Raw genomic sequence first — 13004 nt, 5'->3', positions numbered from 1 at the left:
TATTTTCTTTTAAACAGCCATTTTTTCCTATATAGCTTTAAAAAAATCAATAAAAAGAAAAAGCTCAGATTTTCATCTGAGCTTTTAAAAATTATGCATTTGCAAACTTAATCGGCTAATACTATAGCTTTATTATTATTAAATTCAAGCACGCCGCCTTTAATGTGGTACTCTAATCTACCGTCTTCTCCAGTTGCAAATTCTTTAGCGATGGATTCGTCTAACTCAATTTTCCCGTCTATTTTAACCTTCCCTGCTACCAGAACAGATACAATAGCTTCGTGATTATTAAGCATTTGAAATTCACCATTAATACCCGGTACTGCCACCGAATCAACTTCGGCACTTAACAATACTTTCTCTGGGGTTACAATTTCTACGTGCATACTTTTAAATTTTACAGCTTTAAAGCATTCTTTGTGATTAAGCTTCAGCTAACATTTTTTCTCCAGCCTCGATAGCTTCTTCGATAGTCCCTTTCAAGTTGAAGGCTGCTTCTGGTATGTGATCTAACTCACCATCCATAATCATGTTAAACCCTTTAATGGTATCTTTAATATCTACTAACACTCCTTTTAAACCAGTAAACTGTTCTGCTACGTGGAATGGCTGTGATAAGAAACGTTGTACACGTCTTGCTCTTGATACAGCAAGTTTATCTTCCTCAGATAATTCTTCCATACCTAAGATGGCAATAATATCTTGTAGTTCTTTATATCGCTGCAATAACTCTTTTACACGTTGTGCACAATTATAATGATCATCACCAAGAATATCAGGGGTAAGAATTCTCGAGGTAGAATCTAATGGATCTACCGCAGGATATATACCTAATTCCGCAATTTTACGTGACAATACAGTAGTAGCATCTAAGTGAGCAAAGGTTGTTGCTGGCGCTGGATCGGTTAAATCATCTGCTGGCACATATACTGCTTGTACAGATGTAATAGAACCTTTCTTAGTTGAAGTAATACGCTCTTGCATAGCTCCCATTTCTGTAGCTAAGGTAGGTTGATAACCTACCGCAGAAGGCATACGCCCTAACAATGCAGAAACCTCAGAACCTGCTTGGGTAAATCTAAATATATTATCTACAAAGAAAAGTACATCCTTACCTTGACCGTCTCCTGCTCCATCTCTAAAATATTCCGCAATGGTTAGACCAGACAAAGCAACACGAGCACGTGCTCCTGGTGGCTCATTCATTTGCCCAAATACGAAAGTTGCCTTAGACTCTTTCATAGCAGATTTATCTACTTTCTTAAGATCCCATCCACCGTCTTCCATTGAGTGCATAAAATCATCTCCGTACTTAATAATTCCAGATTCTAACATTTCACGCAATAAGTCATTACCCTCACGTGTACGCTCACCTACTCCAGCAAACACAGAAAGTCCACCGTGTCCTTTGGCGATGTTGTTAATTAATTCCTGAATAAGAACGGTTTTACCTACTCCTGCTCCTCCAAAAAGGCCAATTTTACCACCTTTAGCATAAGGCTCAATCAAATCAATCACCTTAATACCTGTAAATAGAACTTCTGTAGATACAGATAAGTCTTCAAACTTTGGGGCCTCACGGTGTATTGACAAACCATCTTTACCTGTTTTTGGTAAATCACCTAAACCGTCAATAGCGTCACCAGTTACATTGAATAGACGTCCATAAACATCATCGCCTATTGGCATTTGAATAGGATTACCAGTAGCTACCACTTCGGCCCCTCTACTTAATCCATCGGCAGAATCCATTGCGATGGTTCTTACCATATTTTCTCCAATATGTGTTTGCACTTCAAGTACGAGTTTTGCTCCGTTTTCTCTTACGATTTCAAGAGAATCATAAATCTTGGGTAACTCGGCGTTCTCTGTGTTAAACTCAACATCAACAACAGGACCTATAATTTGTACAACTTTACCTGTAACTTTAGACATTATCTAATGGTTTTATTTATAGTTTGTAATCACCAAAAATGGTATTGCTTTTTCTGGCTGCAAAGATAGATTTTTTTTATAAATTTTCTAGCACGCTTTCATAAATTTTAAATTACTTACTCTACCGTTACAGATTTTGCTAAATTTCTGGGCTGATCTACATTTTTACCCAACATTACCGCAATATGATAAGAGAGTAATTGTAGAGGTATGGTTGTAAGCAATGGCGTGAGGGCTTCAACCGTATCGGGAACCTCTATCACATAATCGGCCATAGATCTTACATCTTGGTCGCCTTCTGTAACTACTGCAATAATTTTCCCTTTTCGGGATTTTATCTCTTGAATATTGCTAACTACTTTTTCGTAGTGCCCTTTCTTGGTTGCAATTACCACCACTGGCATTTTTTCATCAATCAAGGCAATAGGGCCGTGTTTCATCTCGGCGGCAGGGTAACCTTCTGCGTGAATATAAGATATCTCTTTTAATTTTAAAGCCCCTTCAAGTGCTACAGGAAAATTAAAACCTCTACCTAAGTATAGGAAATTAGCCGCATTCATATATTTATGAGCCACTTTTTTAATATGCTCGTTAGAAGCCAAGGCTTGTTTTATTTTTTCTGGAATTAAATCTAATTCTTCTAAATGGTATTGAAAATCTGAATTCGAAATCGCTCCTTTGGCTTTAGCAAGTTTTAAAGCAATCAAACTTAAAACCGTTATCTGGGTGGTAAAGGCTTTGGTTGAGGCTACCCCTATTTCAGGTCCGGCATGGGTGTAAGCTCCAGCATGGGTCTCTCGCGAGATCGATGAACCTACAACATTACATACCCCAAACACAAAAGCACCTTTTTCTTTGGCGAGTTTAATAGCCGCCATAGTATCGGCTGTTTCTCCAGACTGAGAAATAGCAATTACGACGTCTTTTGAACCGATAATAGGGTTCCTGTATCTAAATTCCGAAGCATATTCCACCTCAACAGGTATACGTGCTATATCCTCAAAAATATACTCAGCAACTAGACCGGCATGCCATGAAGTACCACAAGCCACAATTATTATTCGGTCAGCATTTAAAAAACGCTCTAGATTATCATCAACACCCGCCATTCTAATCAGGCTTTGCTCAACCAGCATACGACCTCTGTAAGTATCTGTTACTGCATCAGGTTGCTCGTAAATCTCTTTAAGCATAAAATGCTCATATCCTCCTTTCTCAATTTGTTCAAGATTAAGTTGTAACTCTTGAATATAAGGATCAACGAGATTATCATTTTTTATTTTACGGATTTTAACGTCTCTACCCCTTCTTACAATTGCCATTTCGCCATCTTCTAGATAAATAGCATTGTTGGTAAATTCTATAAAAGGTGAAGCATCTGAAGCAATAAAAAATTCATCCTCGCCTACTCCAATAGCCAAAGGACTTCCTAGACGAGCTACTACAATTTCATCGGGTTTATTACGATCAAAAACAGCTATTGCATAGGCGCCAATTGTTTGATTAAGTGCGATTTGAACGGCTTTACCTAACTTTATATTCTCTTGCTTTTTTATCTCCTCAATAAGGTTAACCAACACTTCTGTATCTGTATCAGATTGAAAAGTGTATCCTCTAGAAATTAATTCTTTTCTTAAAGCATCGTAGTTTTCGATAATTCCGTTATGAATAATCACCAAATCTCCAGAGTTCGAGTAGTGCGGATGAGAGTTTACATCATTTGGCACTCCATGCGTCGCCCACCTGGTATGGCCTATTCCTATGGTGCCACTGGTGTCGGTTGTTTTTTCAAACTTCTCTTTTAGATCTTGTACCTTCCCTTGGGTTTTACAAACCTTCAGCGATTCACCATCATACAATGCAATTCCAGCACTATCATATCCTCTATACTCTAAACGCTGCAATCCTTTTAAAACAATTGGATACGCGTCTCTATGACCTATATAACCTACAATTCCACACATAATTAATCTGGTTGTGTATAAAAAATTTCTAATTTTAACTCTTTGCCTTCCGGCGCTTGAACACCATACAATACAGTGCTATAAGGGTTCAATACCATTGGCGAGGGAATCCGCTTAAGTTCAGACTCATTAGGCAAATCTACCGTAACCGGATTAAATACATTAACATTATTAGATAATACTACTCCTAATTTAGAACTAGTACGCTCGCTTTCCGGGTTTAACAAATCTCCTATATAATTGGTAATTCTAAGTTTATAAAAAGAAACACCATCTTCGGTAGTAAGCGGTTGTAAATGATTCAGTCTTGATATATTCGGATTATTATCATTAGCGGTTATATCTAAAGTGTAATCCGCTAAGGTGGTCCCATTGGTTAAATCATATATAAATAAGCGATTGGGTTGCTTTTCCCCTCCAGCTAAAACCGATTCATTCACGTAAAAAGTAAGATTAGCCTCATTTATTAACCAATTGTTTGCTCTCAAATCTTCTAATTCGCCCTCTTCGGTAAATAAATCTATAACCGCCATTGAACCAGCACCACTTTTAAGATAAAGGTCTTGCCCAGTTGGGATGTTTTGATTTTGCGTACCAAAAACATTTACCATTTGACCACCAAATTTCAAACGGTAAATTCCGGTTTCATCTTCTTCATCTACGCCAGTAGCTGGTATATGATAATAAATTAAAATCTCGGCCTCATCAGACCTCAAGTTTAATAAAGAGTATGCTTGTGAGGGGGTACCCGAATTATTTTTAACTTTAAAGTAAAGCCCTCTAAAATGATTTTTAAAATTTTCATTACTTAGCAATGCATCGCTGCCTGCTTTATTAATTACGTGCTGTTGAAAATAAGCAGCAGGCAACCTTAATTTCATTCTAGGGCTTTTAGATAGCGTATCTAGTTTACCCGAATCAAAGTCAACTACATTTACAGCGCTTGCCGTAGGTCTAAAATTATTTTCAATATGAATAGGTGTACTTTCTAAATTGCTCTCAAATAAACTTTTCTGGTCACTATAGTATTTCTGAGCTTCATAGTTTTCTGTTGGATCTAAATCTCTCAAAAAATAATTCGAACGATAAATCTCAAGTGTGTATGAATCATTTCCGTAAAGAGAATCTAATGCATAGGTAACATTCTCTCCTTCTCTTGACTCAATTCGGCTAAAATAAGGCACCAACATTACCACACTATCAACAACAGGGTTGCCATTGAATTGAGGATTTGGAAAACTCAAACGAAGCTGACTTAAAATATTTGCGGAGGTTTCACCATAAACAGGATCTTGATTAAATCCTAGTGCGTAACTAGATAAGGCATTGGTTTGAACTCTTACAATAGGTTCAGTTTTTGCCGCCAGCGAGACTAAGTTGTACTTCTGTGCATTAAAATTGGTCTCACCAACTAGACCGCTTCCTGTTTGAGTCAAATCATCTTCGCAAGAAACAAAGACTAGACATATTACAATTACACTTAAAACTATTCGAATAAAATTCATAAATTAATCTTCTTTTTCCTCTCCCAAGACCTCGTGCAGATAAAAATCTTGATAAGCTTGAGAGAATTCTTCTTTCGACTTGTATTCTAACACAGGTACGTCAGCATTTTCTATATGTTGCAAAACTCCACCGGGCAGTTCTGCACTCCCTTTAATTAAAGCGTCTGAATTATCTATTGCCACTTTCATTAATGCAGCATAATCTGGTTGCTGCAATGGAGATACTACATCATCTTCAAGTCCATCAAAAAGCACCTTGGTTTGCATTTCACTATCTAACTCACCTTCAAAACCTTTATTGTAAATAGAAGTTACAATTTTTGATTCGGCAAATAAAGGTTCATTTCCGTAATAATTTCTTAAATAAAGGGGTAAAAGCGAGGCTAGCCATCCGTGTACATGAATAATATCTGGCGCCCAATTTAGTTTTTTAACGGTTTCTATCACTCCCTTTGCAAAGAAAATAGCGCGCTCATCGTTATCATCATATAACTGACCGTCTTCATCGGTTAAAGTGGCTTTACGTTTAAAATAATCCTCATTATCTATAAAGTAAACTTGCATCCTTTCTTTAGGTACAGAAGCTACTTTTATAATAAGCGGCATATCTAAATCATTTATCACAAGATTCATTCCCGATAAGCGAATAACCTCGTGCAACTGATGTCTTCTCTCATTTATATTACCAAATCTTGGCATAAAAATACGTATTTGCCCTCCCTGGTTATTCACCATGCGGGGAACTTCAAAAGACATTGATGATATTTCTGTTTCTGGAAGGTATGGGATTACCTCTGAAGACACATACAAAATTCGTTTATCTTTCATAAATAATTTAGAATTGGAAATTACTGTTAACGACAAAAAACAGGCAAAATTACAAAATTTTATGCAGTTTACCAGTAATATATTAATTTTGCACGAGTTAAAAATATTAACGTGCATATAATACACGAGAAAGAAATTTTAGAAAACCTGCTTTCTGCCAAGCGTAAAGCAGGTAAAAAGATAGGCTTAGTACCCACTATGGGAGCTTTACACACGGGGCATCTATCACTGGTGGAGAAAGCAAACACCACAGCCGACGTCGTGGTGATTAGTATTTTTGTAAATCCTACGCAGTTTAATAATCAAAATGATTTAGCTAACTATCCGCGTACCTTAGAAAAAGACAGCGAGCTACTGGCCCATCATTATCCAGACTGCATAATATTTGCGCCGTCTGAACAAACGATGTATAGCGACCAATTACAAGCCAACACATATGAATTTGGCCCATTAGCCAACTATATGGAAGGACAATTTAGACAAGGTCATTTTGATGGTGTAGGTACTATTGTAAATAAACTGCTAAGGTTAGTAAAGCCAGACTTTGCTTTTTTTGGCGAGAAAGACTACCAACAACTCTTGATCATCAAAAAATTGGTCGAAATTGAAAAATTACCGGTCACTATTATCCCTTGCTCTATAAGCCGTGAAAAAAACGGCTTAGCTAGAAGTTCTCGAAATGAATTGCTTACAACCGAGCAACGCGAAAGAGCAAGTCTTATTTTTCAAAGTTTACAAGATGTAAAGCAAGAGTTTGGCACAAAATCTGTAATAGAATTAAGTGGCGAAATTGAAAAAAAGTTTAAAAACTCAGCTATTTTGAAATTAGAGTATTTTATTATTGCAAATGCAGAAACACTCGAGCCTGCAAAAAAAATAGAAACCGGCACCAAATACCGAGCATTTATTGCCGCCTATGCTGGAGAGGTACGTTTAATCGATAATATGGCATTAAATTAAATCAACATAAAGATGCAAATTCACGTTGTAAAATCAAAAATTCACCGCGTAAAGGTTACGGGGGCCGACTTAAATTATATAGGCAGTATTACTATAGATGAAGACCTAATGGACGCTGCAAATATTGTAGAGGGTGAGAAGGTGCAAATAGTCAATAATAACAATGGTGAACGCCTTGAGACCTATGCAATTCCAGGCCCAAGAAATTCAGGTGAAATATGCCTTAACGGCGCGGCCGCAAGAAAAGTGGCCAAAGGAGATGTACTTATCTTAATCACCTATGCCATAATGGATATCGATGAGGCTAAAAATTTTAAACCCGCTATATTATTCCCTAACGAGGAGAATAATTTACTGGAATAAAACAGATGCCTCGCAAGAAATATATAAAATACCTTAAGACAATACTCCCATTATTTTTGGGAGTATTTTTTGTTTATTTATCTTATTTACACTCCACCCCTCAAGAACGCCAAGCTTTGTATGAGAATATTCTTGAGGCGAAAATAGGCTATGTTTTATTATCGGTTAGTTTTGGTGTGCTTTCACACGCTTCTCGTGCCTATCGTTGGAAATTTTTAATAGAACCTCTTGGCTACCAATTGCCTTTTAAACTTAGCTTCCCTGCTGTTATGAGTGGTTACTTGGCAAATCTTGGCGTTCCTCGTTCGGGAGAAGTATTAAGAGCCGCTACCGTTGCCAGTTATAAAAGAATACCTTTTGAAACCAGTCTAGGCACCATTATTTCTGAGCGAGTAGCCGATTTAATTATGCTTTTTTTAGTGGTAAGTTTCACCTTCTTTTTGCAGAGCGAGCAACTTATATTCCTTTTTAACCGATTTGAAATTAACCCTTTTATAGGTTTATTGGCTCTAGGTATTTTAATAGGTGGAGGTATCTTGTTTTTACGGATTATTAAACGAACCAAAAACAAGTGGCTAAGTAAATTACGGGATTTCGGTCAGGGTATTTTGCTAGGAATGAAAAGCATCTTAAAAATGGAAAAACGATGGTGGTTTCTTTTTCATACTGTTTTTATATGGGCTATGTATATAAGCATGTTTTTTGTAATGAAATATGCCATTTATGGTGCCGAAGATATTCCTACCAATGTAATTATGCTAGCCTTTGTAGTGGGTAGTTTTGCTATTACGCTCTCGAACGGCGGAATTGGTATATATCCCATTGCTATTGGTAGCGCGATGTTTTTATATGGCATACCTAGAGAAACCGGCGAAGCCTTTGGTTGGGTGCTATGGGGCTCTCAAACTCTAATAAATATCATTTTAGGAAGCCTTTCTTTATTTTTACTTCCTATATTTCATAAAAAGGATTAATTTACTTATCTTCCAAGAATAAATCAATTAGAAACCGCCCAGATGAAAAGGATGCATTTTATCGTTATCTTATCAATCCTTATTTCTCCATTTTTTATATCAGCACAAGTTACTTACAAGGTTGTAAAATCTGAAAAACTACAAGCAGAACGAGAACTCAAAATTCAACTCCCCCGGAATTATAATAAGAATACAGGCAAAAAATACCCCCTTGTGGTGGTACTTGATGGCGACTATCTTTTTGAACCAGTTGCAGGCAACATAGATTATTACAGCTATTGGGAGGATATCCCTGAGGCGATAGTGGTGGGCGTAAATCAAATAGGCAGTAGAGAAAGCGATACAAAAGTAGATTTTGAAACCCTTTTACCAGCCGATGAGGGGGCACTGTTTTTTGAATTTCTAGGTATGGAATTACTTCCGTTACTCGAAAAGAATTATAGAATTGCTCCCTTCAAAATGATTATTGGCCAAAATAGAACGGCTAATTTCATGAATTACTATCTTTTTAAAGACAAATCGATATTTGATGCCTACATCAACTTGAGTCCAGATTACCTAAAACCTGTTCATAGCAATCTTGCTAATCAATTAAAAGCTATTGACCAAAAAATATGGTATTACATAGCCACGGGTAGCAATGACATCCCTGCCCTTCACGAAACAATTCTAGCCACCGACAAGCGTTTACGAACACTAGAAAACCAAAAGTTGTTTTATTATTTTGACAACATCGAGAACGCTACACATTACACCCTAGTAGGAAAAGCTATCCCCAGTGCTTTAGAACAGATATTTTCGGTCTTTAGAGCTTATTCTGCAAAAGATTATGAAATACTTCTTGAAACGAATGCACTGGTTGATCATTTAATCGAGAAATATAAGACCATAGAAAATCAATATGGTTTAGCGATAAAAATCCGCGTAAGCGATTTTGTAATGATTGCCAAAGCTATTGAAGTAAATGAAAAATATGATGAATATAAAGAATTAAGCAAGTTAGCTATAAAAGCACACGAAAAAACCATGCTGGGTGATTATTTTGAGGCTCGCTATTATGAAACAAATGGAAAGCCAAAAAAAGCCTTACGGAAATATCAAGTCGCTTTTGGGAAAGAAGAGGTCGCTTTCATTAATAAAGACCTAATTTTAGAAAAAATAAATACCTTGAAGAAAGATTTTGGGTTGTAAACGTTACCAAAAATAATGGCTAAAATAAAAACTACTTTTTACTGCCAGAATTGCGGCACACAGCATGCAAAATGGCAAGGGCAGTGCTCATCTTGCAAACAATGGAATACCCTAGTTGAAGAGATCATTGAAAAAAATGAGACTAAAGATTGGAAAAGTAAAGATATAACCGCCTCTCATAAACGCTTATCAAAGCCCCATTTGATTGAAGAAATTGAATACGAAAAGCAAAAAAGATTCAAAACCAACAATACAGAACTAGATCGTGTGCTTGGTGGTGGTTTGGTACCCGGCTCTTTAACCTTATTGGGCGGCGAACCGGGTATAGGGAAGAGTACTTTGTTGTTACAAGTATCGCTTCAATTACCCTATAAAACCTTATATGTTTCTGGAGAAGAAAGCTTACAACAGATAAAAATGCGCGCCCAACGAATAGGCGGTGACACCCATAATTGTTACATACTTACAGAGACCAAAACACAACATATTTTTAGACAAATAGAGCAATTGAATCCCGAGATTTTAATTATTGACTCTATTCAAACCTTACAAACCGATTATATTGATAGTTCTGCTGGGAGTATTTCTCAAATTAGAGAATGTACTGCAGAGCTTATAAAATTTGCTAAAGAAACCCATACTCCAGTACTTTTAATTGGGCATATTAATAAAGAAGGAAGTATTGCTGGCCCCAAGATATTAGAGCACATGGTAGATACTGTTCTGCAGTTTGAAGGTGATAGAAATCACCTCTACCGCATATTGAGAGCACACAAAAACAGATTCGGCTCTACACACGAAATAGGTATCTATGAAATGCAAGGAGAAGGCTTAAGGGAAGTAAACAATCCTTCTGAAATTCTTATTTCAAAAAATCAAGAAGATTTAAGTGGTGCCGCTATAGCGGCTACCCTTGAAGGATTACGCCCGCTTATGATTGAAATACAAGCATTGGTAAGCACTGCCGTCTATGGTACCCCCCAACGCTCGACTACAGGATATAATGCCAAACGCCTGAATATGTTGCTTGCAGTTCTAGAAAAACGTGCAGGATTTAAATTAGGGGCCAAAGATGTGTTTTTAAATATCACTGGTGGCATTAATGTTGATGACACTGCAATTGACCTAGCCGTGATCGCAGCCATTTTATCTTCTAATGAAGATATAGCTATTGCTAAAGATATTTGTTTTGCCGCCGAGGTTGGACTTGCAGGAGAAGTTAGACCAGTTCCTAAAATCGAACAACGTATTTTAGAGGCAGAAAAACTAGGCTTTGCTAGCATAATGCTATCTGGACAGAACAAAATAAGTAAAGGAAAATACGGTATTAAAATCTTATTTGTGAATAAAGTTGAGGAGGTAATAGAGCATCTTTTTGCTTAAAAATAAAAATGATTTAGAATTGCTTTTAAAATCCTAAATCATTTTTATTGGTTACCCCTAGCTGATTATTAATTTATAGCTAGCTTAATTTTCAATACTCAAAAGCGAATTCAACTCATCCCAATTGGGTGCTAGAATAACTTCAATTCTTCTATTTTTAGCGCGTCCTTCTGGCGATGTATTGCTAGCTACAGGAGCAAACTCTCCTCTTCCCGCAGCTGTTAAACGATTGGGCTTAATCTTTTTGTTGCGCTGCAATAAATGCACAATGGCGGTAGCACGTTTGGTAGATAAATCCCAATTGTCTTTTAATACACCATTTCCAGAATAAGGAACGTTGTCTGTATGGCCTTCTATAAGAACATTGATGTCGTTATTTTTAGATAATACTTCGGCCAATTGATTAACGGCTTGAATCCCTTGCTGACCCACTGTCCAACTTCCCGAAGCAAATAGCAGCTTATTCTCCATAAGCACATACACCTTACCATTCTTTTGCTCTACACTTAAACCTTTACCTTCAAAATTGGTAAGTGCTTTTGACAAACTTGTCTTTAAGGCATTAAGTTTTGCATCTTTTGCGCCAATCAATTGCTCTAGTTCATCAATACGGCCAGAGCGCTCACTAAGTTTTTGTTCTAACACGCTTAGTCTTTGCTGCTCGGCATTTAATCTTTTTCTTTTTTCTTCTAGTTCTTGAAGTAATTCTCTGTTCCTTTTTGAATTTGCTTCCAAATTGGCTGCGCTATTTGATTCTAAAGCATCATAAGAATCTTGCAGTTCACTTAAAGCCTTGGTTTTACCCTTCAACTCATCTTTCAAATGCATTTTTTCTTGTTTCAATGCTGTAAAAGCAGATTTTTCTGCTTCAAGTGTCTCTTGTAATTTATTCTGTGCTTTATCACAATCGGCTAGTTCTGCTTCTAGCTCTTGCGCATGTAATTTAAGCTCTTGGTGTTGCTCTTCTAAATCGGCTAACTTTTTAGCGGGAACACAACTCACCAAAGCTCCAACGGCAATGGAATATGCAAATAAAAATTTCTTCATAATTATTTATCTATTTCAACCAAAACCGGGCAATGATCGCTGTGTTTGGCTTCTGGTAATATAACGGCACGCTTAATATTTTGTTGCAGTGGCTCACTCACTAGATGATAATCTAAACGCCACCCCTTATTATTAGCTCTTGCATTGGCTCTATAACTCCACCAAGAATACTCCACCCGTTCTGGGTTCAAGTACCTAAAAGAGTCTATCATGCCGTTATTCAAAAACTTTGATAACCACTCCCTTTCTACAGGTAAAAATCCTGATACCTTTTTTAAACGTACCGGATCGTGAATATCAATAGGCTCGTGACAAATATTGTAATCTCCCGATATTATCAAATTGGGTATTTCTTGTTTTAATTGATCCACGTAAGTGTAAAAATCATCCATGTAGCCTAATTTATGCTCTAGTCGCGCTATATTGGTACCAGAGGGTAGGTAGAGACTCATAACAGAAAAATTTTCAAAATCTACGCGTAAGTTTCTTCCTTCGGCATCCATGTAATCAATACCTGTACCGTAGGTTACGTTTAATGGTTTCTTTTTACTAATAATTCCTACCCCACTATACCCTTTTTTTTGAGCCGGGTACCAATAACAATATTCATAACCCAATTCTTTAAAAACAGTTTCATCAAATTGATCTGCCGTGGCTTTTATTTCTTGAAAACAAACCACATCTGCTTGTGTATTGGCAAGCCAATCGGTTAAATTTTTACGCAAAGCGGCGCGTATACCATTTACATTGTAAGAAAGTAGTACCATTCCTATAGTTTTTACAAAAATAGAAATACCCGCCAGCTAATCAAATTTATTAGGTTCATCTTACTAATTTTGCCGTAGTATTTTTTT

Annotated in this window: 12 protein-coding genes; 5 read left to right on the top strand and 7 right to left on the bottom strand. The window is 36.8% G+C overall.

Annotated features, from left to right (window positions below; translation table 11 throughout):
- Nucleotides 1-107: 107 nt before the first annotated feature.
- The 5 genes from ACFSQ0_RS10150 to ACFSQ0_RS10130 all read right to left on the bottom strand — a co-directional run bounded on the left by ACFSQ0_RS10150 (nucleotide 108) and on the right by ACFSQ0_RS10130 (nucleotide 6232).
- Nucleotides 108-386 carry a FoF1 ATP synthase subunit delta/epsilon gene (locus ACFSQ0_RS10150; protein WP_147862222.1) on the bottom strand — a complete coding sequence of 93 codons (279 nt, stop codon included), beginning with the start codon at nucleotides 384-386 and terminating at the stop codon, nucleotides 108-110.
- A 37-nt stretch (nucleotides 387-423) separates the two neighbouring features.
- On the bottom strand, nucleotides 424-1935 hold the full coding sequence (gene atpD, locus ACFSQ0_RS10145; RefSeq protein ID WP_379047782.1) for a F0F1 ATP synthase subunit beta: 1512 nt from the start codon (nucleotides 1933-1935) through the stop codon (nucleotides 424-426).
- A 116-nt stretch (nucleotides 1936-2051) separates the two neighbouring features.
- On the bottom strand, nucleotides 2052-3899 hold the full coding sequence (gene glmS / locus ACFSQ0_RS10140) for a glutamine--fructose-6-phosphate transaminase (isomerizing) (RefSeq protein ID WP_379047779.1): 1848 nt from the start codon (nucleotides 3897-3899) through the stop codon (nucleotides 2052-2054).
- Nucleotides 3900-3901: 2 nt separating this feature from the next.
- Nucleotides 3902-5404, bottom strand: a complete 1503-nt coding sequence (locus tag ACFSQ0_RS10135; RefSeq protein ID WP_379047776.1) for a DUF4270 domain-containing protein — start codon at nucleotides 5402-5404, stop codon at nucleotides 3902-3904.
- 3 nt (nucleotides 5405-5407) lie between these two features.
- Nucleotides 5408-6232 carry a glycogen/starch synthase gene (locus tag ACFSQ0_RS10130; protein ID WP_379047773.1) on the bottom strand — a complete coding sequence of 275 codons (825 nt, stop codon included), beginning with the start codon at nucleotides 6230-6232 and terminating at the stop codon, nucleotides 5408-5410.
- A gap of 111 nt (nucleotides 6233-6343) precedes the next feature.
- Here ACFSQ0_RS10130 and panC point away from each other — a divergent pair, with 111 nt between their 5' ends.
- Genes panC through radA form a run of 5 tightly spaced genes read left to right on the top strand, consistent with a single transcriptional unit; the run spans nucleotide 6344 to nucleotide 11103 of the window.
- Nucleotides 6344-7192, top strand: coding sequence for a pantoate--beta-alanine ligase (panC, locus tag ACFSQ0_RS10125; protein WP_379047770.1), 849 nt, complete (start codon nucleotides 6344-6346; stop codon nucleotides 7190-7192).
- A 12-nt stretch (nucleotides 7193-7204) separates the two neighbouring features.
- Complete coding sequence (panD, locus tag ACFSQ0_RS10120; RefSeq protein ID WP_379047767.1) at nucleotides 7205-7555, top strand: aspartate 1-decarboxylase; 351 nt, start codon at nucleotides 7205-7207, stop codon at nucleotides 7553-7555.
- Nucleotides 7556-7560: 5 nt separating this feature from the next.
- Nucleotides 7561-8529: a lysylphosphatidylglycerol synthase transmembrane domain-containing protein gene (locus ACFSQ0_RS10115; RefSeq protein WP_379047764.1), complete on the top strand. Its 969-nt coding sequence runs from the start codon at nucleotides 7561-7563 to the stop codon at nucleotides 8527-8529.
- A 42-nt stretch (nucleotides 8530-8571) separates the two neighbouring features.
- Nucleotides 8572-9720, top strand: coding sequence for an alpha/beta hydrolase (locus ACFSQ0_RS10110; RefSeq protein ID WP_379047761.1), 1149 nt, complete (start codon nucleotides 8572-8574; stop codon nucleotides 9718-9720).
- A gap of 15 nt (nucleotides 9721-9735) precedes the next feature.
- Complete coding sequence (radA, locus tag ACFSQ0_RS10105) at nucleotides 9736-11103, top strand: DNA repair protein RadA (protein WP_379047758.1); 1368 nt, start codon at nucleotides 9736-9738, stop codon at nucleotides 11101-11103.
- A gap of 84 nt (nucleotides 11104-11187) precedes the next feature.
- Here the strand turns inward: radA and ACFSQ0_RS10100 are convergent, their stop codons facing one another.
- Together ACFSQ0_RS10100 and ACFSQ0_RS10095 are read right to left on the bottom strand one after the other, a co-directional pair.
- Nucleotides 11188-12150 carry an OmpA family protein gene (locus ACFSQ0_RS10100; protein WP_379047755.1) on the bottom strand — a complete coding sequence of 321 codons (963 nt, stop codon included), beginning with the start codon at nucleotides 12148-12150 and terminating at the stop codon, nucleotides 11188-11190.
- Nucleotides 12151-12152: 2 nt separating this feature from the next.
- Nucleotides 12153-12917, bottom strand: coding sequence for an exodeoxyribonuclease III (locus ACFSQ0_RS10095; protein WP_379047752.1), 765 nt, complete (start codon nucleotides 12915-12917; stop codon nucleotides 12153-12155).
- Nucleotides 12918-13004: the final 87 nt, after the last annotated feature.

The sequence above is a fragment of the Mesonia sediminis genome, from assembly GCF_042684705.1.
Lineage (GTDB): Bacteria > Bacteroidota > Bacteroidia > Flavobacteriales > Flavobacteriaceae > Mesonia > Mesonia sediminis.
This window is presented reverse-complemented; position numbering and strand designations above follow the sequence as displayed.

Excerpts from the sequence above, each read along its gene's own strand:
- ACFSQ0_RS10150 (WP_147862222.1), bottom strand. The coding sequence starts at position 386 with ATGCACGTAGAAATTGTAACCCCAGAGAAAGTATTGTTAAGTGCCGAA.
- atpD (WP_379047782.1), bottom strand. The coding sequence starts at position 1,935 with ATGTCTAAAGTTACAGGTAAAGTTGTACAAATTATAGGTCCTGTTGTT.
- glmS (WP_379047779.1), bottom strand. The coding sequence starts at position 3,899 with ATGTGTGGAATTGTAGGTTATATAGGTCATAGAGACGCGTATCCAATT.
- ACFSQ0_RS10135 (WP_379047776.1), bottom strand. The coding sequence starts at position 5,404 with ATGAATTTTATTCGAATAGTTTTAAGTGTAATTGTAATATGTCTAGTC.
- ACFSQ0_RS10130 (WP_379047773.1), bottom strand. The coding sequence starts at position 6,232 with ATGAAAGATAAACGAATTTTGTATGTGTCTTCAGAGGTAATCCCATAC.
- panD (WP_379047767.1), top strand. The coding sequence starts at position 7,205 with ATGCAAATTCACGTTGTAAAATCAAAAATTCACCGCGTAAAGGTTACG.
- ACFSQ0_RS10115 (WP_379047764.1), top strand. The coding sequence starts at position 7,561 with ATGCCTCGCAAGAAATATATAAAATACCTTAAGACAATACTCCCATTA.
- ACFSQ0_RS10110 (WP_379047761.1), top strand. The coding sequence starts at position 8,572 with ATGAAAAGGATGCATTTTATCGTTATCTTATCAATCCTTATTTCTCCA.
- radA (WP_379047758.1), top strand. The coding sequence starts at position 9,736 with ATGGCTAAAATAAAAACTACTTTTTACTGCCAGAATTGCGGCACACAG.
- ACFSQ0_RS10100 (WP_379047755.1), bottom strand. The coding sequence starts at position 12,150 with ATGAAGAAATTTTTATTTGCATATTCCATTGCCGTTGGAGCTTTGGTG.
- ACFSQ0_RS10095 (WP_379047752.1), bottom strand. The coding sequence starts at position 12,917 with ATGGTACTACTTTCTTACAATGTAAATGGTATACGCGCCGCTTTGCGT.